A 21,963-nucleotide genomic window follows, 5' to 3' on the forward strand; every position below is an offset into this window, starting at 1 on the left:
TTGTAAAAACTCTAGTCCTCACATTGCATAACAAGTAGGATAACTTCAGTATTTCTTTTTAATTTAAATCGTCCTTCGCCGCATTCAATTACCTGCCACTCTCCGATGTAATTGGCCAAGGTCATACTTAGACCTTCAAAAACAACCACATTGCCAGAAATAGACCAGCGACCTTCGTCTACAACGGTTCCATTTGGGTTTTTAACGTACATAACCAATTCCGAATCGAAATCAATGGTCAACTCTTCAAAGAAAGTACCGTCTTCGTTTAGAATTTTATAGGGGCATTCTTTTAGATATTCAGATATATATTCATCTGAGCATTCTATGGGCTTATAATCACAAGCCTTTTCAAGAGTAATCTTGTCTTTGTTCTCATTGAACAGATTAATAATACCCTCTACAATTTCGTAGACATACCAAGTACCATTAAATTCAGCCGAATCTTCGAATTCTAAATCGACTACTACCCTATAATCTGAAATTCTCGTTTGCCATTCACCTTCCATTTTAAAACCGAAAGAGTTCGATGCGGTTACTTTTCCATCCTCAAGAAAGGTAAGGTAATAGTTCTCATATTGCCCGGAATCGTCTTGTTCATTGCGTACTAACCTGCCGATACTCCAAGGGCATTTAACCAAAGTTTCATCTAGACGCTCTTCGGTAAAATCGTCATCATTGTGATCATTATCGTCGTCTTCATCACATTGAGTCTGCGACTTGCGAATGATATCGGTCAGTTCTGAATTGCTGTTGACAGTGACTTGGGTACTATCTTTATATTGAAAGGAAACAGGAAAGTTCAATCCCATCAAATCTTGTTCTGCCAAGCCTGCAAAAAATCTTCTAAACTGAAAATCGTTCTCTACCTCAATGGTGTTCGTAAGCTGAAAATTAGGGTTGTAGGTGAATACCGTCACCGGATAGACAATGTCAACACACTCTATATCATCATCTTCTCCGCCTTCGACACAAGTATCGGCCAGTTCGTATAAAGAATCATAGCTGTCTACGGTTACTTCAGTATAATCGGCCATGGTCACCGTAAGCGGAAAGTTCAATTGAAAGTCATAATCTTCATCTTCCAAAACATCAAGGCTTTCTTCTACCAATAGTAAATCGGCACTTGTCTCGACCATGATTTCGCTATCATTGACTACAACAGAATACGGAAAAGCGATATCAAAACAACTAGCGCCATCAATAATATTATCGCCCGATCCATCGTTCGCCACTACTTTTTTAATCAAAGTAAGCCCCTCGGCATCGGTAGTCAATGTCTGTTCAGGATCAAAGCTCTCTTCCAAAGGGTCTTCATCTTGACAGGACGCCAAGATTAGCGCTGCACCCAGTAGGAAGGCATACAGCGACAGTTTTAAATAATTCTTCATATCGATTTGGATTTTCATGCTTACTTCTAAGCTTAAACAACATTCTTTCAAAATACCCTACTTCACGAATGTCGTAATTTTAAAATATCTTTGGAAAAAACCGACTCTCTTGAATATCGAAAAGACTGATAATGTTTGTAACGAGCAGGTATTCGGCTCAATTTTCACGGCTAATTCAAAAACGATCTTTAACTATATATATTATAAATTCGGTAATGAGGAAAAAGCCTATGATGCAGTTCAAGAGGCTTTTGTAAAACTATGGGAAAACTGTTCAAAGGTACCCCCCGAAAAGGCAAAATCATTCGTTTATAAAGTTGCCAACAATTTATACCTCAACGTTATCAAGGCCGAAAAGATTCGGTTGAAGTATGCTGACAAAAGCGCCAAAACGACCAATGAAACTCCCGAATTTATTATGGAGGAGACTCAATTCAAAGAAAAGCTCGATAGGGCGCTTGAAAGCCTTCCTGAAAACCAAAGAACCACCTTCTTATTGAATCGAATCGATGGAAAAAAGTATGCAGAAATAGCTGAAATGGAAGGCGTTAGCGTGAAAGCAATAGAAAAGAGAATGCATTTGGCACTCAAGACCTTACGAGATAAAATAGATGGTATTTAGACAATGGCTGTAAAGGCCGTCTCTGAAATAAACACATAATAAAATAGCAAAAGTAGGGTTTTATCATAGTTGATTGTTATACAGCATATAAGCTAAAAAAATGCAAGAGAATTATTTGGCAAAATGGTTGAACGGTGAATTAACGCCTTCTGAATTGGAAGAATTTAAGAATTCTGACCAATATGCCACCTATGTGCGAATTTTAGAAGCTTCCGAAAATCTTGAAGGTCCTGATTTTGATAGCGATAAGGCACTAGAGGCCATCAATAACCGAAAGACCTTGACCGAGCCTAGGGTGGTACGACTGAACCCGTTCAAGAATTTCTTACGCGTAGCTGCGGTAGCCGCAATTATTATGTTCGGTGCGTTTTTATACCTAAAAACCCTTGACACTACAATCGATACCGGCTTTGCCCAGAACAAAGAATTGGTGTTGCCCGATGAATCAATAGTAATACTTAATGCCGATTCACATATTTCTTACAGTGAAAGTAATTGGAAAGACAATCGAAAAATTGATTTAAAGGGAGAGGCTTTCTTCAAAGTGGCCAAAGGTCAAAAATTTACGGTGAATACGAAGGCCGGAGATGTATCTGTTCTAGGCACACAGTTTAATGTAATACAACGTGATGGGGTCTTTGAAGTTACTTGCTATGAAGGCATGGTGAACGTAAATTTCAAGAAAGTCGAAAAGAATCTGTCTGCCGGCGATTCATTCAAGGTACTAGAGGGCCAAATAGTTGAGACTGGTAACACCATAACACAAAAACCCTCTTGGCTAAACGATGAAAGCACTTTTAACAGTGTACCGCTAAAATACGTTTTAGCTGAGTTCGAAAGACAGTATAATATTGAAATTGAAGTGAACAATATTGATACCGATCAATTGTTCACCGGCACCTTTACCCATACCGATAAAGACCTTGCCTTAAAAAGCATCAGTGTTCCTTCACAAATAAAGTTTAAATTAGAGGGCGGCAAAGTGCTCTTCTATGGCGAATAAAATCCGTTTATATTTTCTTTTTTGCCTTAGCCTTTTTCTTTTCTTAAATCCAACCTCCTTTTTGGGCCAAGAGGCAGGTGCTCAAATACGCCTGAGTGATTATCTGCAAGAACTCGAGCAGACTTTTGAGGTTAAATTCTCGTATGCCGATGAGCAAATCAACCAAAAGCAAATAGCCCCTTCCAACTTTGAAGATCTTGATGAAATTCTCACCTATATTGAGTCTAAGACCCAACTTAAGATTCAAAAACTCAGTGAGCGCTACTATGCGTTAAGCTTAAAGGAAACGCTTAATATATGTGCCACGGTTTTAGATAATTTTGAGCAGAACACTGTAATGGGAGCAACCGTTGAAGTTCTCAGTAGCAAAATTTTTAAGGTTACTGATGAAAACGGAGGTTTTTATATCGAGAACGTACCAAAAGATGCGGTACTTAGAATATCATATCTTGGTTATAAGAACCTCATCGTAGCTGCTTCAGACCTTACTCACGACCAGCCCTGCAAAACCCTATTATTAAGTCAATTTTATCAACAATTGGAAGAAGTAGTTGTTTACGAATTCTTGACCAAGGGGATTATAAAACAGACCGATGGCAGTTTTCAGATAAACAGTGAAGAATTCGGGGTTTTACCAGGTCTTATCGAACCCGACGTACTTCAAACCGTACAAGCTCTACCAGGCATAGAAAGTGTTGATGAAACCGTATCTGATATAAATATCAGAGGAGGAAGCAACGACCAAAATTTGATTTTATGGGATGGTATAAAAATGTATCAATCGGGGCATTTTTTCGGTCTTATTTCTGCCTTCAACCCTTATCTGACGGATGAAGTAACATTAATAAAAAACGGAACCAGTTCAAGATACGGCGACGGGGTTAGCGGAATTATAGACATACGTACGAAAGACAATATCGAAGACCAGTTATATGGGGGTGCCGGTATCAACCTCATAGGTGGCGACGCCTATGCACATGTTCCTATTTCTGACAAACTGGCCGTTCAGTTTTCGGCCAGAAGGTCGATAACAGACCTTATTTCAACCCCTACTTATGAAAAATTCTTTACTAGGGTTTTTGATGATAATGAAGTTTCGCAAGATGGTAATTTTTACTTCTATGATTTTACGGGAAAATTACTTTATAACCTGAACGACTCACAAAAAATCAGGTTTAGTTTCATTAACATAAATAACTTATTGGACTATTCGGAAACGGAAATGGAGTCGAACGAAAAAACCCAAAGTTCACTTGACCAGACCAACCTTTCTTTCGGTGGTAGCTGGCAGAGTAATTGGAACGATGTTTTGACCAGTAATTTAAGCACCTACTACACACGATATGAATTAGGCGCCAAAAACATAACTTCCAATGCACTTCAAGTACTTTTTCAGAACAACGAGGTAGAAGAATTGTCAGCAAAGCTAAGTGCAGATTATAGCCCGAACGATTTCTTTCAATGGTCAAATGGTGTTCAATATACCGAAACAGGCATTAGTAATACTACCGATGTTACCCAACCGCCATTTCAAAGCAATGTTCGAAATGTGGTTCGAAGCAGTGCCCTGTTCAGTGAGGCTCAGTACCGCTCAGAAAACCAAAAACTATTTTTACGGGGTGGCGTGCGCCTTAATTATCTCGAGAACCCGAATAGTTTTAAAAAGTTTATTCCTGAACCGAGATTCAGCATGAATTATTCCATTACCAGGGAATTTAAAATTCAAGCTTTGGGTGAATTTAAAAGCCAGGCTACCAACCAAATCCTTGATCTTGAGCAAAACTTTTTGGGTATTGAAAAACGAAGATGGATCGTCTCAGATGGAGAAACCTTGCCCGTTACCAAAAGCAAACAAGGGTCTTTCGGTTTTAATTATGATGCTCAAAATTTCTATGTGGGTGCAGAAGCTTTTTATAAGCTGGTCGAAGGCATCAGCACTTCTACACAAGGTTTTCAGAATCAAAACCAGTTTAATGGCGAAATTGGTGAATATGAAGTAAAGGGGTTGGAATTTCTCATTAACAGAAAAACCGACATCTACAGTATCTGGGCAAGCTATACCTACAACCTGAACAATTATAGGTTCGACGAAGTGCTTCCTCCCGAGTTTCCGAACAACCTTGATATACGGCACACAGCCACTTTTGCGGGCACCTACAATCTAAATCAATTGAAATTTGGCGTTGGCCTAAATTATAGAAGTGGCAGACCTTTCACCGAACCCGATGCTTCTGACCCCATAGATTCTACCTTTTTTCCGAATAGAATCAATTATAATACCCCGAATAGCAGCCGACTGCCAGAATATTTAAGGGCCGATGCATCGGTAATCTATCAGTTCGACCTATCTAGATCGCTAAAGGCTTCAGCGGGTATTTCAGTACTCAACATTACCAGTCGTAAAAATATTCTCAATACCTACTATCAATTAAATGAAGAGAACGAAATAGAAACTATCAGTACAACCTCATTGGGTATAACCCCAAATGCCAGTTTTAGAGTAAGGTTTTAGTAATTACGATAACTATGATAATTATAAATTTCAATCAAAAGCAAAAATTATAATGAACGATCCGTGGCAAAAAAAATGGAATGAACGATACAGTCAAAAGGCATATGCCTTTGGCACTGAACCCAATGTTTTTCTAAAAGAACAATTAGATGAACTCAACCCTGGCAGTATATTGTTTGCTGCTGAAGGAGAAGGTCGTAATGCTATATATGCCGCCACGAACGCATGGGAGTCCCATGCTTTTGACATAAGTGAAGAAGGCCAAAAAAAGGCTTTTCATTTGGCTAAAAGTCATGATGTTTCTTTAGACTACCGTTTGGGCCAACTTCCCGATTTGGGATATAAAGAAAATAGTTTTGATGCGGTTGGACTGATATACGCCCATTTTCCTGCGGAAATAAAGTCGGAGTACCATCAAATTATTGGTAATCTGGTCAAAAAGGGTGGGCACATAATTCTGGAGGCCTTTGGAAAAAACCACTTGCCCTATCGGGAAGCCAATCCGAAAGTAGGCGGACCAAGAAATCTTGAATCTCTTTTTTCAATCGAGGAAATAAGGTCTGATTTTCATGACTTCGAAGCAATCATTCTTGAAGAAACAGAAATAGAACTTAGTGAAGGAGCTTATCACAACGGAAAGGGTTCTGTAATTCGGTTTGTGGGCAGAAAGCGTTAAAGTCCCTCTTCCTAACGATAAAATTTGAACATGCTGCCAATGCTCTATTTACATTCTATCAGGCACCCCTATACCGAGTAATTTAAAGGCCGATTCGATTACCTCGCCTACCTTTCTAGATAGTTGAATTCTAAAAAATCTTTGGTTCTCATCAGACTCTCCTAAAATCGAGACTTGCTGATAGAACGAGTTAAACTCTTTCACCAAATCATATGTGTAATTGGCAATCAATGCTGGGCTGTAATTTTCAGCGGCCAATTGAATCGTTTCCGGGTAAAGCATCAATTGTTTGATAAGCTCCTTTTCTTTGGGATGGAGGTCTGTAATCTTTGCAGCACCTTCACCCGAGGCCCCAATTTCTTCCGCCTTTCGCAAAATTGATTGAATGCGGGCATAGGTGTATTGAATAAAGGGCCCTGTATTACCTTGAAAATCTACAGATTCTTCAGGGTTGAACAAAATGCGTTTTTTAGGGTCTACTTTCAGAATGTAATATTTCAATGCCCCCAGACCTATCATGTGGTAAAGCCCTAGTTTTTGTTCTTCAGAATAGTCTTCGAGTTTACCCAGTTCTTCGGCTATTTCTCCAGCGGTCTGGGCCATTTCATTCATTAAATCGTCGGCATCAACCACGGTACCTTCTCTACTCTTCATCTTTCCGCTAGGCAAATCGACCATGCCATAGCTAAGATGAAATAGATTACTAGACCAAGAATAACCCAACTTCTTTAAAATTAAGAACAGAACCTTGAAGTGATAATCTTGTTCGTTACCAACGGTATAAACCATACCGCCGACATCTGGATAATCTTTGACTCTCTGAATTGCTGTTCCGATATCTTGGGTCATATATACGGCAGTGCCATCTGACCTTAAGACAATTTTTTCATCAAGCCCCTCATCAGTAAGGTCGATCCAAACACTACCATCTTCCTTTTTGAAGAAGACCCCTCTAGTAAGTCCGTCTGCAACGACATCCTTTCCTAAAAGATACGTATCACTTTCATAATAGAGCGTATCGAAATCGACTCCCATATTTTTATAGGTTTCGGCAAAGCCTTCATAAACCCACGAGTTCATCGTTTTCCAAAGTGAGACGACTTCTTCATCACCAGCTTCCCATTTCTGAAGCATTTCTTGGGCTTCCAAAAGAATAGGCGCTTCTTTTTCCGCCATTTTTTTATCGACCCCTTGGGTGACCAAATCTTCAATTTGCTTTTTATAGGCCTTATCAAAAGCAACATAATAATTGCCTACGAGTTTATCTCCCTTCAGACCAGATGTTTCCGGCGTTTCCTGATTTCCAAAACGTTTCCAGGCGAGCATACTTTTGCAAATATGAATGCCCCTATCATTGATAATTTGAGTTTTATATACTTTTTTACCGGCAGCCTTTAATATTTCGGCCACGGAATAGCCCAAAAGATTGTTCCTGACATGCCCAAGGTGCAAAGGTTTATTGGTATTTGGCGAAGAATATTCTACCATAACCGCCTCGTTACTCAATTTTGAGGCAATACCATAGTTTTCGGAAGAGGCTATCTCATCAAATTGATTGGTGTAAAATTGATTACCGATGACAAGGTTTAAAAATCCTTTAATGACATTGAATCCTGAGACCTCATCTACTTTCTCCTTTAGATACTCCCCTATCTGCTCTCCAATTTGCGCCGGGTTTCCCTTAACATAACGCAGCATCGGAAAAACCACCACGGTCACATCTCCCTCAAAATCTTTACGGGTAGGCTGAAATTCTACTTGAGGTAGTTCAGTTGAAAATAATTCGGCCACAGCCTCTTTAACCTTTATCTCTAAAATTGATTCAATGCCCATTTGACTTTGCGTATATAAGGCTGCAAAATTAATCAAATTTTATACTTTACAGGTGCGTAAGCGTTCATATATATTGCCAAACAGTCAACCGATTAAGAAGCCTTTTGAGTAATTTTGTACTGTAATTTTTCAAATTGCCCATAAACACCAAATAAAGGTTCTAACTATGCTTCTCAACGTTTCTTACTCGGATAAGGAAATGACCCGCAAGATTGATCTGTTGGTGGGCAAACCTTTTTCTTTGAAACAACGTTGGGCGTTGGGCGGAATCGGATCACCTCGACTTTTCATTACCGAAACAAGCACAGGCATTAGAAACCTGTTGATTTTAGATAATAACCGTGACCAGTGCAACATTGAATTGAGACCCTCCGGAATCATAGTGCGTTTCCGTTCTTTGTTAGAAACCTATGCCCTGGTCATTCCTTTTTACAAATTAACCGTCTATAAAGGCGATTTAGGTATTTATTCAATTCATAAAGACCATCACTTTATAAAGGTAAATGCCGAAACTAAAGCTGTTCAAAAGTTTTTCAAAAAGCTTTTAGATTACAAAGTTGATAATGCCCCTACTACTATAGAAGACCTCTAGAAATGTTGTGCGTTTAATAAGGTAGCACGATAGAAAATGAAAATACTGCTTACCGGCGCAAACGGTTATATAGGTATGCGACTGCTTCCGCAACTGTTGGAAGACGGGCACGACGTTATTTGTACGGTACGTGATGAGAGCCGTTTTTCAGTCGCCCCAGAAATAAGGTCTCAAATTGAAGTATTAGAAATTGATTTTCTTCAAGAAGTCATTCCCAAAAAGATTCCGAAAGATATTGATGTCGCTTACTTTCTCATTCATTCGATGAGTGCCTCGACCAAAGATTTTAGCGACATGGAGGCCAAAACGGCTAGAAATTTCAATAAATACATGTCGCAGACCCAGGTCAAACAGGTCATTTATCTAAGTGGCATCGTAAATGAGGATAAGTTATCGAGGCATTTAGAATCCCGTAAAAATGTAGAGAACATTTTATACAAGGGCCCTTTCGCATTAACAGTTCTAAGAGCCGGTATTATAGTGGGTTCGGGCAGTTCAAGTTTTGAAATTATCAGGGACCTATGCGAAAAACTACCTGTAATGATAACACCTAAATGGGTGCTTACGAAAACGCAACCCATCGCCATACGAGATATCATCGTATTCTTAGTGGGGGTCTTGGGCAATGAAGAAACGTATGACGATTCCTTTGATATTGCTGGCCCAGATGTTCTCAGTTATAAAGACATGCTAGAACAATATGCAGAGGTACGGGGTTTTAAGAATTATATTTTGACGGTGCCCGTTATGACACCAAAACTATCGAGTTATTGGCTCTATTTTGTAACCTCTACTTCTTACAAATTGGCCATGAACCTGGTCGACAGCATGAAAATAGAGGTCATCGCCAAAGACCGAAGATTACAAGAGCTTCTTAATATTCGCACGCACACGTATCGCGAAGCCATCGACCTAGCCTTCAAAAAAATAGAACAAAACTTGGTTATCAGTAGCTGGAAAGACAGTATGATAAGCGGTAGGTTCAGAAAAGGCTTGGAGAAATACATTCAGGTACCTCAATACGGTGTTCTCACCGATAAGCAGAAAATAGCTGTGGATAATCCAAAAGAGGTACTGGATAATATTTGGAAAATTGGCGGAGATAATGGCTGGTACTACGGCAACTGGCTATGGAAGGTACGGGGTTTTCTGGATAAACTTTCGGGAGGAGTCGGTTTGAGACGTGGGCGAACACATCCCGATAGAATGTTCGCAGGCGATTCGCTTGATTTTTGGAGGGTTCTTTTGGCCGACAGGGAGGCTAGACGATTATTATTGTTCGCGGAAATGAAACTTCCTGGAGAAGCATGGCTTGAATTCAAGATTGAAAAAAACATACTTTATCAAACGGCTACCTTTAGACCACGTGGCCTCAAGGGCCGGTTGTATTGGTACAGCCTTCTCCCCTTTCATTATTTTATCTTTGGCGGTATGATTCGTAATATTGCCAAGACGCCTACCAATGGAAGTTAACTACGAATGGAGCTTATAAAGAACAGATTACTGACCATCTCTACTGGCATTCTGCTTCTTTTTACCGTATGGGTCTTTATTTTCACCGAGTCTGCCTACGAAACTATTGAAACAACTTCTCTATGGGTTCGTAACTATTTTGGCTATTTCTATCTTTATTTAGGTCTGGCTTGTGTTGTTCTTCTCTTGGCGGTTGCCGTTTCTCCTTACGGAAAAATAAGATTGGGCAAAGAGAACTCCCGACCTGAACATAGTCTATGGGCATGGTCAGCGATGCTTTATAGTGCGGGCATGGGTGCTGGTATACTTTTGAGGGCGGTTCAAGAACCGGTTTACATGCAACAGAACCCGCCGTACAGTTCACAATTATCAGCAGATATTCTGGCTCTCGAATTTACCTTCTATCAATGGGGTTTCACCGCTTGGGCATTCTATGGCCTTTTTGCAGTGGTTGTCGGTTATGCCCTTTTTAGGCAAAACAGAAAGGTTAGAATAAGTAGTAGCGTCTTTGAAAATAGGGCCAGTAAAAAATTTAGGGCAGGTATTGACGTTGTCACGATTGTGACCACAGTTTTTGGTCTGATTGCTGCCATAGGTTTAGGAACCACTCAAATTAAGGGCGGGCTTAATCATATCTTCAAGGCTTCTTTTGGCCTTTCTGTAACTTTGTTATTGACACTTTTGGTATCTGCCATTGCCTTTTACTCTGCTTGGCAAGGATTGAACAAGGGAATCAAGGTGATTTCTAAAATCAATATTTTGGTTACCCTTTGCATTCTCCTTTTTATCTTTTTCACGAGCGACATAGCGCACATATTAAAATCATTTGTAATAGCAACGGGCCATTACATTTTAGATTTTATCCCCATGAGTATAGCTTACGGAGAGTATAATCCGGGAATAGCTTTTCTAACGGATTGGACTTTCTACTATTGGGCATTTTGGCTGGCTTGGGCGCCCTTTACGGGCATATTTATTGCTCGAATATCGAAAGGGCGAACTCTTCGGCAATTGATTTTAGGTGTATTGATTTTACCGTCATTAGGAACCTTCTTTTGGTTTTCGGCATTTGGATCTTCAGCTTTTCAGGCCATCGAAGCATGGGGAAGTTATAATGGGGAATTCGACAATATTTTCTCATCACTCTTTATTTTCTTTGAAAACTACCCGATGGCTACTTTTCTAAATTTCATTACCATATTTCTTTTAATTAGCTTTTTGGTCACATCGGTAGATTCGGCGGTTTTCGTTTTAAGTATGTTTACAGATAAGGGTAAGAAAGAACCAGATAAAAAACATCGACTTGTTTGGTCGGTCTTTATACTATTGGCAACGATGGCACTTTTACTCTTAGGAGATGCCAAACCCGAAATAGATGTGCTTATTGCCGTACAAAAACTTCTTATCATCACCTCATTGCCCTTTGCCCTATTCATATTGATAATGAGTGGTATGTTTATTTACAACCTGAAAAAGAACCATAGCTAAGAGTTAATATATCAATTACTTGACCCGTAAAATTAGGTGTTCTTTTTACTTGAATAGGAGTTTCATTAGTTCTCATAGCTACTGTTTTCACTTAAAAATAAAGTTGAATTAACCATAATTTTATCTTTTATGTAACTAGTTACCATTTTTTCATTTACATTTGCGTAACCAGTAACATATATATTTATGAGCAATGACTTTTTATATGAAATGGGGTACCCCGGTATCACTGCGCGGCTTAAGCGTTTGAACGATTTGTTTGTTGTTCAAACAAAGCAATTTTATAAAGAGTTTGATATTGATATAGAACCCAATTGGCACATGATTTTTGTTCTTCTGGAAAAGGAAGAAAAATTATCAATTACAGAGATTGCCGATTTTCTCCAGATAAGCCATCCAGGAGTGATAAAGCTGGTCAAAAAGATGAAAAAAAATGGTTATCTAAAATCTCAACAAGACCCCAATGATAGCAGAAAACATCTATTAATGCTTTCGGATAAGGCTATTGAGAACCTGCCTAAATTCCATTTTTATTGGAATGCCGCTACCGAAGCCCTGGAAGACATGATGGATAACAACACCCGGTTGCTTGAAGAAATGCGTATTGTAGAACAGCATATGATAGAATCTGATTTTAAGGAAAGAATCGTTCAAAAATTGAACGAGAAAAAAGAATGATCTTATGGCACTAAAGTTTTTTTTGGATTTCTCAGGATGGACAGGCTCTATAATGGTGCTTGTTTCCTATGCGCTAACCTTGCGAAAAACAGGCGATTTCTCCCGTCTATGTAGCTATCTCAACCTCATCGGGGGCTTCCTTATCGCCCTTAATTGCCTGTACTACAATGCCATGCCGTCTTTTTTTACTAATATAATTTGGACATGCATTGCCGTCATATCCATTTATAGGGCCAGAAAACACATGGAGAAATCGGCACTTAAAAAAAAGACCAAGATTCGAAAGACCAAAAGTAGTGTTACCTGATCAATTTTTTAGAACTTCTTAAATAGGCCTTACTTTCAGACCAACAAAACTCATTAAATATTCCTCCCTAAATCCATTTTAAAGATGGGGGCGCCTGATTAAAAGTTATATCTAAATTATAGATATGACTATCAACAGATTCAATAACCATTTGTCGAGCTTAACTGGTCAAACTATTTACAATTGGCTACTTTTGCACATGATACTTTCGACTTTGTTTCAATGCTATAGAAAGAAATAGCGCTTTGAAATTCAGTGATTGCATTATATGAAAAAAGGAAATTTATGATAGGAATAGCCCCCATTGAAAAAGAAATTAAAGGTCTTCGAGAAGAACTAACGAACCATCGTGTCTACGCCCTTCTCACCGAAATGGAAGACGTTCGCATCTTTATGCAAAAACACGTTTACCCGGTTTGGGATTTTATGTCACTCTTAAAATCGTTGCAAAACCACCTAACGTGTACCCAATTACCCTGGAAACCTGCCAAAAACACCAAAACAGCACGGTTTATCAATGAAATTGTTTTTGGCGAAGAAACCGATATCAATGAGAAGGGTGAGCCAAAGAGCCATTTTGAAATGTATCTAGATGCCATGCAAGAGGTAAACGCCGATACAACCCGGGTACTCACTTTCATTAATGATCTTGACGGTATGAACGACATTAAGAATCAGCTAGAAAATGCCGATTTAAGACCTGCCGAAAGAGCCTTCTTGCAATTTACCTTTCAGACCATTAATGAAAATAAAGTACATAAAATTGCATCTGCATTTACTTTTGGCCGTGAAGATTTGATTCCTGATATGTTCTTAGAAATTATTCAGCAGTCGTCAAAAGAGAATAAAGCTAGTTTTCCAAAACTAACCTACTACCTTGAAAGGCATATTGAGTTAGATGGTGACGAGCATGGCCCGCTTTCGTTGGAAATGATCAAAGAATTATGCGGCACTAGCGAACTGAATTGGTTGGAGGCCCTAGATGCTGCCAAACAAGCACTACAGGTTCGAATCAAACTTTGGGACGAAATTGCCGATGAAATCGAGGTAAGAAAAAACCAACTACAAACCATTTAAGATGAAAACTAACATAGCATGGTGTTTTCTTTTTGGCATCATGGTATGCCCTTCGGTTCTTCATTCTCAAAATGATTCTATTGCAACGGTAAGAGGTACTATTAGCACCAATGACCTGAGCCTGTCACTTACGCATGAGCATATCATGTCAAACTACGGGGTCTCTATGGACTCTACCGCTTTTTATGATGAGAAAGCTCTATTTGAACAAGTGGTACCTTATCTAAAAAGTCTAAGGCAACAAGGGGTTCGTTCCGTATTTGACTGTACCACCGCTTATTTCGGAAGAAGGGTCGATTTACTTGAAGAAATATCGAAACGCACCGATATACATATCATTGCAAACACGGGTTTTTATGGCAGCGCCAACGACAGATACATACCCCAGTTGGCATATGAACAACCAGTAGAGGAAATCGCCCAAATTTGGACAAATGAATTTGAAGAAGGTATAGATGGGACGAAAATTAAGCCTGGGTTCATAAAGCTTGCTTTCGATTCGGGTTCACCATCGACAATTGATTTAAAACTGGTGGAAGCAGGTATATTGACCCACTTAGAAACTGGTCTGACTATGGCCATTCATACGGGAGAAAATAGAGATGCTGCTCAGAAAACCCTTTCCCTTTTAAACAAACACCAAGTTTCACCATCGGCATGGGTCTGGGTCCACGCCAATAAACAGGAAGACAATGAAATGCTTTTTGAAATGGCAAGACTTGGAACGTGGATATCTTTGGATGGGGTAAACCCATCTAATTATAAAGACTACGTTGACCGACTACAAAAGTTCAAGAATGACGGTTTATTGAAAAAAGTGCTGCTTTCCCATGACGGAAACGGATTTCCGGCGGGTGGTGCAATTAGAAGTTTTGATGCAATAACCCAATTTCTGATTCCTGAATTGAAAACCGAAGGTTTCACAGAGAATGAAATCGAACAACTTACCATTGAAAACCCTAAGAAAGCATTCACACCAGTCATTCGCAGGTCTGAATAATACGGTTTACTACGAATTTAAATAATGCTGCAGGGGCATTTCCCTTAAGCGCTTTCCGGTCAGTCTAAAAACTGCGTTGGCTATAGCCGCCCCTATAGGACCCAATGGGGGCTCCCCAACTGCTCCTGGAGTTTCAGAACCCTGTAATAGAGTGATATCAATCTCTTTAGGCGCATGCTTCATAAGGGCCATTTGGTAAGGACCGTAAATTGTTGGGGTTAGCTCCCCTTTCTCTACCTCCATCTTTTCAAATAGAGCTGCGCTCATACCCATGATTATAGCGCCTTCACATTGTGCCCTTACCTGATCGGGATTCACTACCAACCCTGGATCCATAGCGCAGAAAACTTTGTGTACTTTGATTTCCTCATCAGTAATAGAAACCTCAACTACCTGTGCACAGGGCGTACTGGCATCGGTAGAGGCAGCAAAGCCCATAGCTCTTTCTTTCACAACCGCATCCTTATAATTAGATTTTTCTACTACGGCTTTTATAACTGATGACAAGCGGTCTCCCCTATCATCTTTTTGAATATGTTCCAATCTAAATTGAGCCGGGTCCTTTCCTGTTTTAACGGCGAGTTCATCCATAAAACTCTCTATGGCAAAAGTATTGGCCAAAAGCCCTAAACTACGCCACCAACTGGTAGCGAACGGTAATTTTATACGCCAAGAGACAGCTTGATAGTTCGGTATCGCACCATACTGAACCATTCCCCCTCTCCAAGCACCCAAATCGGCCCCTAAAATAGGTTCGGCAATACTCGGAACCATGGGAGAACCAAAAGCGACATCCCCACTCGATACATTGTGTTCGAATGCCTCAATAGCCCCTATATCATTCAAACGGGCCTTTAGAACGTGATGCGTGGGCGGCCTAAACGTGTCATTTTGAAATTCTTCCTTACGTGAAAAAAAACATTTCACGGGTCTTCCTACCGCCTTTGACATCAGAGCTGCTTGAATACCATTTGGGGTGTGCAATCGCCTGCCAAAACCACCTCCTAAAAAGGTAGGTACTATGTTCACTTGATTTTTATCCTTACCAAGACGGTCGGCAATTTCGTCGCGGGTAATCTTTACGACCTGTGTAGACATGTATATGGTGGCCTTATCCTCTTCTACATGAGCAAGAGCACCATTCGGTTCAAGCTGGGCGTGGGCACCTATCGGGCTCCAATATTCAGATACAATTACCTCAGTTGATTCAAAGACATCTTCAACATCACCCTCTTTCTGAATGGTGAACGGTTTGCCCTTACCGACCGTCAACATCGATTTTATTGCAGAGGTGTTCCAATCTTCACCCGTTTCCCATTCAACTTCTATGGCAAGCTTCGCATTTTCGGCCTCTTGATAAGACTTGGCAACGACCCCAACAAAATCCTTTTCCAGAACTATTTTAATAACTCCAGGCATTTTCTCCGCTTCCGAAAAAGTAGCATTCTTAAAAGTTGAGCCAATTTTAGAGGGTCGAACAACCGAACCAAAAAGCATGTTCGGTAAAGAAGCATCCATACCAAAAATAGGCGCCCCAAAAACTTTATCCTTCAAATCGACTCGGGGTACCGGTTTACCGACCCATTTCATTTCAGAAGTAGGCTTCAGCTCCGGTGTATCAGGAATCTCCCATTCAGAAACACCATTGGTTACTTCGGCAAAAGTCATAGTGTTCTCTCCCAAGTAAAAACTTCCCTCAGAGAACCTTATTTTATCTCTATCAACCTTCCATTTCTCAGCAGCCTTGATGAGCAGCATTTCCCTCATGGTCGCCGCCAACTCCCTCAACGGAACCCATAGCGCCGAAATAGAAGTACTGCCTCCCGTGGCAAAACCATCCATATTACCTGTGGCAGATGGGGCATGAACGACTTTTATCTGTGATACATCGACCTCTAATTCTTCAGCTGCCAATTGCGCCAGACCGGTAAAAGTACCCTGCCCCATCTCCACTTTAGGGCTATAGAGTATGATCTGATTATCATCGGTAATCTCAAACCAAATCAAAGGAGTCGAAGTATCGCCCATATAGGGAGCATCTGCCGAATTCAACTTTTTCGCAATAACCCTTCTAATCGAGCCCCTGAACACATAAGTACCAAGGGCCAGAACGCCGACAGTACCCAATGCACCTCGAACCAAGAACTTTCTTCTCGAAACTCTTTTTTTTGCCATTTTAAGAGTTTTCTGTGGATTGCAGGTTCGTTTCTCGAGTCAATTCAGCCGCTCTATGTATGGCTTTTCTCATTCTGTAATAGGTAGCGCATCGGCAGACATTGATTATGTTGGCATCGATTTCTTCATCGGTAGGATGGTCATTCTTGGAAAGGAGTGCAGCTGTCGCCATCATAAAACCAGGTTGGCAATAGCCACATTGCGGCACAATTTCTTCAACCCACGCCTGTTGCACCGGATGTGGACGTTCAGGAGTTCCAAGGCCTTCTATTGTCACTATATTTTTTCCTTTTGCGAATTTGACTGCATAAGAACACGACCGTACGGCTTCACCATCTACATGCAATGTACAGGCACCGCATGCCGCTTTTCCGCAGCCAAACTTCGTTCCTTTCAAATCTAAAACATCTCTTACCACCCATAAAAGCGGTGTGTTTTCATCTTCAACTTGAACAGACCGGTTTTCGCCATTTATTTGAAATGAAATTTCCATAAGTTATTTTTCGGAAGGTATTATAGCTCCTTCATCAAACCATTTCTTTACTGCTATTTTAAAATTTTCTTCTGAGACAGGAGGTACCTCCCTAGGCTGCCCATTTGCATCTATTCCCGGGTCCCAGGCCCATAGCACCAGTTCGTCTTCCGTCATATGCTCTACCAATTCTTCATGTGATTTGCCCCCATTGGTAGATGGATTAAGTAAGCGTTTTGCTATTTCAGTTTTACTCAGCCCTTGCCAGCCCATACTAGCAGGAGCCAAAGCCCAGTGGGATGCCCCCGGTACACCTGAATAATCATTGTTTTCTTCTTGGTGACAGGCAGCACATTTGGTAGCGGAAAACCCCTTATCGTTTTCGCCTCTAGCCATATCAAAATAGTGAGGATGCCTTTCATCGCCCTGCTTAGGTACGTTATCGGTTGGATGACAGTTCATACACCGAGGATGCATAAGGACCTGCATTACCTGATCATAAGCCTTCTCTGTAGTTATGTTCGAATCTCTCTCTAAAGGCTTATATTTTTTCATCGAAGCCACCTCATTACTCTCCATAAAAATGACCGAAGCAATTAACCCTATAAAAAGCATGAAAGTGTATTTCATAATAGAATCCAATAAAAAAGGTGGACATCCTTAAGATAAATCTTTAAGGAGAATCCACCTAATTTATAATTTATTGGATTAAAACTAACCTTGACTATATCAAAAAAGGCATAATCCGTTCCAACTATCCGCTAAACCGATTGCAGCTGCTTTTGACGAAGTTTTTGCGCCGCTCGAACCATGTTTTCCAAAGCTAATTTAGTTTCTGGCCAATCCCTGGTCTTTAAACCACAATCAGGGTTCACCCAAATATTCTCGATAGGAAGTAGTTCAGACGCCCTCTCCAACAAATTTTCTATCTCTTCGGTTGTTGGCACTCTTGGGGAGTGAATATCATACACCCCAGGGCCTATCTCATTAGGATATTTAAAATCAACAAATGCCTGTAAAAGTTCCATTTCAGAACGTGACGTCTCAATAGTTATGACATCGGCATCCATCTCTGCAATATCATCAATAATGTCATTAAATTCAGAATAACACATGTGGGTATGAATCTGAGTGCTATCATCTACCCCACTTGCCGAAATTCGAAATGCCTTAATGGCCCAATTTAGATAAGTAGCCCAATCTTCTTTTCTCAGGGGAAGCCCCTCTCGTATCGCAGGCTCGTCTATTTGAATAATCTTAATACCCGCCTTTTCTAAATCACAGACTTCATCTCGAATGGCTAAAGCTATCTGATTGCAGGTGGCCGACCTCGGTTGATCGTTACGTACAAATGACCATTGAAGAATCGTTACAGGGCCGGTCAACATTCCTTTTACATGTTTCTTCGTTAAACTCTGGGCTACAGATGACCATTTGACCGTCATGGGTTTCGGTCTTGAGACGTCACCATAAATAATGGGTGGCTTTACGCAACGTGTGCCATAGCTTTGAACCCAACCAAATTGAGTGAACGCGAAACCGGATAAATGCTCACCAAAATATTCAACCATATCATTTCTTTCAAACTCGCCGTGAACCAAAACATCAAGACCAATAGCTTCCTGAAATTTGATGGCCTCATGAGTTTCGTTGAAAAGAAATTCGTCATAGGCTTTTGAAGATAATTCGTTCTTCTTGAATTTTCTTCTTTGGATTCTTACTTCTTTTGTTTGCGGAAAAGAACCGATTGTTGTTGTCGGATATAAAGGCAATCGGAGATGGTTACGCTGCTCTAGTTGTCGCTGGGTAAACGGAGATTTTCTTTGCGAATCACTTTCTTGCAGGTTTTCTAGCCTTTTCTTAACCTCACCATTGTGAACTAGTTTCGAAGAACGCTTTAATGAATGTACCCTCTTATTATCTGATAACCTTTCAAGTATGATTCCTCCTTCCTCACCGTTCGCCAAGGTTGTTAGGTCTATAACCTCACCTAATTTTTGTTCGGCAAAAGCCAACCATTGTTTAACTTCATTCGGAATCTTTTCATTATTTGATTCAAGTTCTAGATTTACCGGACTGTGCAGCAAAGAGCAAGAAGTACCGATCCAAATTTGAGAACTATCTAACTTTTCTTTGGCCTTTTCGACTAGCCTTAACGATTGTTCATAATCGTTTTTCCAAATATTTCTACCATCGACTAGACCTAAAGAAAGAATCTTATTACCATTGAATAATGGGTGTGCTAATATATCATCTAACTGCAACCGGCATCTAACCAAATCAAGATGCAATACCTGAACAGGCAGGTCAAGGGCCAAGTTGAGGTTTGCTCCGTAACAATCAAAATAATTGGCTAAAATGATTTTCAGCTTTGTGGAATTGTTCGCAAAAAACGAGTATGATTTCTTAATCGCCAATTGTTCTTCACGGGATAAGTCTTTAGCCAAGATGGGTTCGTCGATTTGTACAAATTCGACACCTTCACTTGCAATCAACTCCAAAAGCTCTTGATAACAAGGAAGAAGGCTTGAAAGAAGGTCAAGTCGATTAAAACCATCCTCTTTTTCTTTTCCTAGTAGAAGAAAAGTTACCGGACCAATAATGACAGGTTTAGTCTGTATACCAAATTTCTTTGCTTCCTTTATTTCTCCAAGAATTTTATCAGGATTCAACGGAAATTTGGTTTCACTTGTAAACTCTGGAACGATATAATGATAGTTGGTATCGAACCACTTGGTCATTTCCATAGCCGTTACATCGACCTCCTTATTTTGAAGGCCTCTGGCCATGGCAAAGTATTGATCTAAACCATCAAGATGTTCGAATCTTTGCGGAATGCAACCAAGTGTAGTACACATATCTAAAACTTGGTCGTAAAGCGAAAAATCATTGGAACTGATCAAATCGACACCTAAGTCGTGTTGTAACTTCCAATTTTCCGATTTGATTTGCCTACCGACGTTTAGGAACTCATCTTCTGTGGCATCGCCACGCCAATACTTTTCTATAATCTTTTTCAGCTCTCTGTTAGCCCCAATACGAGGGTAACCTAATACGATTGACTTCATAATTTATTTAACTATTACACCATCAAAAGTAAATTTTAAAGATTATTAAACCTTATTTAAGTTTAAATACAGAATATTTAACTAATATTACATCTTTTCAAAGCGCAAAAAACTTTAAGAGATTCATTAAGACTGGCTAAGCAGATAATTATTCTATGGAACTATTGGACGAAATTGATTTAAAGCTCTTAACTATTCTTCAAGAAAACGGAAAACTCACCACAAAGGAAATTGCCCAGCAAGTACATTTATCGCCGACCCCCGTTTACGAACGGATCAAACGTTTGGAAAGAGATGGCGTCATTGAGAAATATGTGGCCATTGTAGAAGCCGAAAAGGTAGGAAAGTCTTTTATCGTATTCTGTCAAGTTACCCTAAGAAGACATACCAAAGAAATCGGAAATCAATTTGTTGAGGATATAGTGTCTCTAAAAGAAGTAACCGAATGTTATAATGTTTCGGGCGATTATGATTTTCTACTTAAAATTTTGGTGAAGGATATGAAGCATTACCAATCTTTTGTCATTAATGAACTGGGGCTAATAGACAACATAGGTAGCGTTCATAGCACTTTTGTCATGGGTACCATCAAACATTCTTACGCAGTACCCATTTAATTTCAATAGATCAATTCTCGAACTTTGGCAAGAACACTTCAGCCATCATACAGCGAGCACTGCCACCGCCACAAGTCTCTATGGTATCTAACGAACTATGAAGAATACTGCATTTACTTTCAATCTGCTTCAACTGCTGTTTTGATAGGCTCTTATAGGCCGATGTGCTCATCACCAAGAAACGGGTACCATTTGAACCTATGACTTGAAGCATGTTACCCGCAAATTGATGCATTTGTGATTCACTTATAGAAATTACTTCCCTACCATCTTGTTTTAGATGAAACAATACGTTCTTCTTCTCTTTTTTATCATCTATAGCATCTAGACAGATGACAGCGAAATCTTCTGCAAGGCACATCATTACATTGGTATGATAAATAGGCATACGCTTGCCATCTACCGATTGATTGGCAGTAAAAACTACCGGGGTAAACTCAAAATCTTCACAAAATTCAATAAATAGCTCTTCATCGGCACGGTCGGACAAGGCACAGTATGCCTTTTTATTTACCCTATCCAGAATCATACTACCCGTAGATTCCAAAAATAAATCATCTTCTTCGGCCGAGGTATAATCAATGATGTTATCGATTCGGTATCCGTTATCCTCTAAAAAATCCAAAATATCCTCGCGCCTCTCTTCTCTGCGGTTTTCGGCAAACATGGGGTATAGGGCTACCGTGCCATCTTCGTGAAAAGATATCCAGTTATTCGGAAATATAGAGTCAGGTGTATTCGGTTCGAGCGTATCGTCTACCACAACCACGTTTACACCCTGGGCTCGAAGTTTGTTTACAAAACCGTCGAACTCATCTTGTGCCTTTTTATTGATAACAGCATTCTTGAGCTCTAAATCTTCTTGAAAAAAGTTGTTGATGGCGGTCTGCTCGTTCATTCTAAAATTTACTGGCCGAACCATCAATATCGTATTTGTAATCTGCATAGACATTTCAAAATTGATAAGGCAAAATTAGTT

General features: G+C 39.9%; 19 protein-coding genes. 12 read left to right on the forward strand and 7 right to left on the reverse strand.

From position 1 onward, the window contains the following. Nucleotides 1-11 precede the first annotated feature (11 nt). Nucleotides 12-1,391 carry a hypothetical protein gene (locus D1013_RS16990; protein WP_162987937.1) on the reverse strand — a complete coding sequence of 460 codons (1,380 nt, stop codon included), beginning with the start codon at nucleotides 1,389-1,391 and terminating at the stop codon, nucleotides 12-14. 109 nt (nucleotides 1,392-1,500) lie between these two features. Here D1013_RS16990 and D1013_RS16995 point away from each other — a divergent pair, with 109 nt between their 5' ends. The 4 genes from D1013_RS16995 to D1013_RS17010 all read left to right on the forward strand — a co-directional run bounded on the left by D1013_RS16995 (nucleotide 1,501) and on the right by D1013_RS17010 (nucleotide 6,204). Further along, nucleotides 1,501-2,013 carry an RNA polymerase sigma factor gene (locus tag D1013_RS16995; RefSeq protein WP_225621412.1) on the forward strand — a complete coding sequence of 171 codons (513 nt, stop codon included), beginning with the start codon at nucleotides 1,501-1,503 and terminating at the stop codon, nucleotides 2,011-2,013. Nucleotides 2,014-2,113: 100 nt separating this feature from the next. After that, on the forward strand, nucleotides 2,114-3,016 hold the full coding sequence (locus D1013_RS17000) for a FecR family protein (protein WP_121849967.1): 903 nt from the start codon (nucleotides 2,114-2,116) through the stop codon (nucleotides 3,014-3,016). After that, nucleotides 3,006-5,528 (forward strand): TonB-dependent receptor, encoded by a 2,523-nt coding sequence (locus D1013_RS17005; RefSeq protein WP_121849968.1) that lies wholly within the window; start codon nucleotides 3,006-3,008, stop codon nucleotides 5,526-5,528. Before D1013_RS17000 ends, D1013_RS17005 begins: the two co-directional genes overlap by 11 nt. Nucleotides 5,529-5,580: 52 nt before the next feature. After that, nucleotides 5,581-6,204, forward strand: coding sequence for a class I SAM-dependent methyltransferase (locus tag D1013_RS17010; RefSeq protein ID WP_121849969.1), 624 nt, complete (start codon nucleotides 5,581-5,583; stop codon nucleotides 6,202-6,204). A gap of 48 nt (nucleotides 6,205-6,252) precedes the next feature. Here D1013_RS17010 and argS read toward each other — a convergent pair whose 3' ends face one another. Continuing rightward, nucleotides 6,253-8,037: an arginine--tRNA ligase gene (gene argS / locus D1013_RS17015; RefSeq protein ID WP_121849970.1), complete on the reverse strand. Its 1,785-nt coding sequence runs from the start codon at nucleotides 8,035-8,037 to the stop codon at nucleotides 6,253-6,255. 166 nt (nucleotides 8,038-8,203) lie between these two features. Between argS and D1013_RS17020 the strand changes: the two genes are divergently transcribed. The 7 genes from D1013_RS17020 to D1013_RS17050 all read left to right on the forward strand — a co-directional run bounded on the left by D1013_RS17020 (nucleotide 8,204) and on the right by D1013_RS17050 (nucleotide 14,652). Beyond that, nucleotides 8,204-8,629, forward strand: a complete 426-nt coding sequence (locus tag D1013_RS17020) for a hypothetical protein (RefSeq protein WP_121849971.1) — start codon at nucleotides 8,204-8,206, stop codon at nucleotides 8,627-8,629. Nucleotides 8,630-8,665: 36 nt separating this feature from the next. Beyond that, nucleotides 8,666-10,102 carry an SDR family oxidoreductase gene (locus D1013_RS17025; RefSeq protein WP_121849972.1) on the forward strand — a complete coding sequence of 479 codons (1,437 nt, stop codon included), beginning with the start codon at nucleotides 8,666-8,668 and terminating at the stop codon, nucleotides 10,100-10,102. A gap of 6 nt (nucleotides 10,103-10,108) precedes the next feature. Further along, nucleotides 10,109-11,590, forward strand: coding sequence for a BCCT family transporter (locus tag D1013_RS17030; RefSeq protein ID WP_121849973.1), 1,482 nt, complete (start codon nucleotides 10,109-10,111; stop codon nucleotides 11,588-11,590). A 186-nt stretch (nucleotides 11,591-11,776) separates the two neighbouring features. Beyond that, nucleotides 11,777-12,268: a MarR family winged helix-turn-helix transcriptional regulator gene (locus D1013_RS17035; protein ID WP_121849974.1), complete on the forward strand. Its 492-nt coding sequence runs from the start codon at nucleotides 11,777-11,779 to the stop codon at nucleotides 12,266-12,268. Between the two features lie 4 nt (nucleotides 12,269-12,272). After that, complete coding sequence (locus D1013_RS17040) at nucleotides 12,273-12,575, forward strand: CBU_0592 family membrane protein (RefSeq protein ID WP_192466537.1); 303 nt, start codon at nucleotides 12,273-12,275, stop codon at nucleotides 12,573-12,575. A 285-nt stretch (nucleotides 12,576-12,860) separates the two neighbouring features. Then, nucleotides 12,861-13,652, forward strand: coding sequence for a DUF3050 domain-containing protein (locus D1013_RS17045; protein WP_121850781.1), 792 nt, complete (start codon nucleotides 12,861-12,863; stop codon nucleotides 13,650-13,652). 1 nt (nucleotide 13,653) lies between these two features. Further along, a complete protein-coding gene (locus D1013_RS17050; protein WP_121849975.1) occupies nucleotides 13,654-14,652 on the forward strand; it encodes a phosphotriesterase family protein in 999 nt (332 codons plus the stop codon). Nucleotides 14,653-14,661: 9 nt separating this feature from the next. Here D1013_RS17050 and D1013_RS17055 read toward each other — a convergent pair whose 3' ends face one another. The 4 genes from D1013_RS17055 to metE form a co-directional block, all read right to left on the reverse strand. Continuing rightward, nucleotides 14,662-16,827 carry a xanthine dehydrogenase family protein molybdopterin-binding subunit gene (locus D1013_RS17055; protein ID WP_121849976.1) on the reverse strand — a complete coding sequence of 722 codons (2,166 nt, stop codon included), beginning with the start codon at nucleotides 16,825-16,827 and terminating at the stop codon, nucleotides 14,662-14,664. Between the two features lies 1 nt (nucleotide 16,828). Beyond that, nucleotides 16,829-17,320 (reverse strand): (2Fe-2S)-binding protein, encoded by a 492-nt coding sequence (locus tag D1013_RS17060; RefSeq protein ID WP_121849977.1) that lies wholly within the window; start codon nucleotides 17,318-17,320, stop codon nucleotides 16,829-16,831. 3 nt (nucleotides 17,321-17,323) lie between these two features. After that, entirely contained in the window at nucleotides 17,324-17,929 is a 606-nt protein-coding gene (locus D1013_RS17065; protein ID WP_162987938.1) for a hypothetical protein, read from the reverse strand. Nucleotides 17,930-18,060: 131 nt separating this feature from the next. Further along, entirely contained in the window at nucleotides 18,061-20,367 is a 2,307-nt protein-coding gene (gene metE, locus D1013_RS17070; protein WP_192466536.1) for a 5-methyltetrahydropteroyltriglutamate--homocysteine S-methyltransferase, read from the reverse strand. Nucleotides 20,368-20,522: 155 nt separating this feature from the next. On the opposite strand from metE, the gene D1013_RS17075 reads away from it, so the two are divergent. After that, nucleotides 20,523-20,984: an Lrp/AsnC family transcriptional regulator gene (locus tag D1013_RS17075; protein WP_121849980.1), complete on the forward strand. Its 462-nt coding sequence runs from the start codon at nucleotides 20,523-20,525 to the stop codon at nucleotides 20,982-20,984. A gap of 10 nt (nucleotides 20,985-20,994) precedes the next feature. Here the strand turns inward: D1013_RS17075 and ctlX are convergent, their stop codons facing one another. Then, complete coding sequence (gene ctlX / locus D1013_RS17080; RefSeq protein WP_121849981.1) at nucleotides 20,995-21,930, reverse strand: citrulline utilization hydrolase CtlX; 936 nt, start codon at nucleotides 21,928-21,930, stop codon at nucleotides 20,995-20,997. Between the last annotated feature and the right edge of the window lie 33 nt (nucleotides 21,931-21,963).

Source organism: Euzebyella marina (assembly GCF_003687485.1).
Lineage (GTDB): Bacteria > Bacteroidota > Bacteroidia > Flavobacteriales > Flavobacteriaceae > Euzebyella > Euzebyella marina.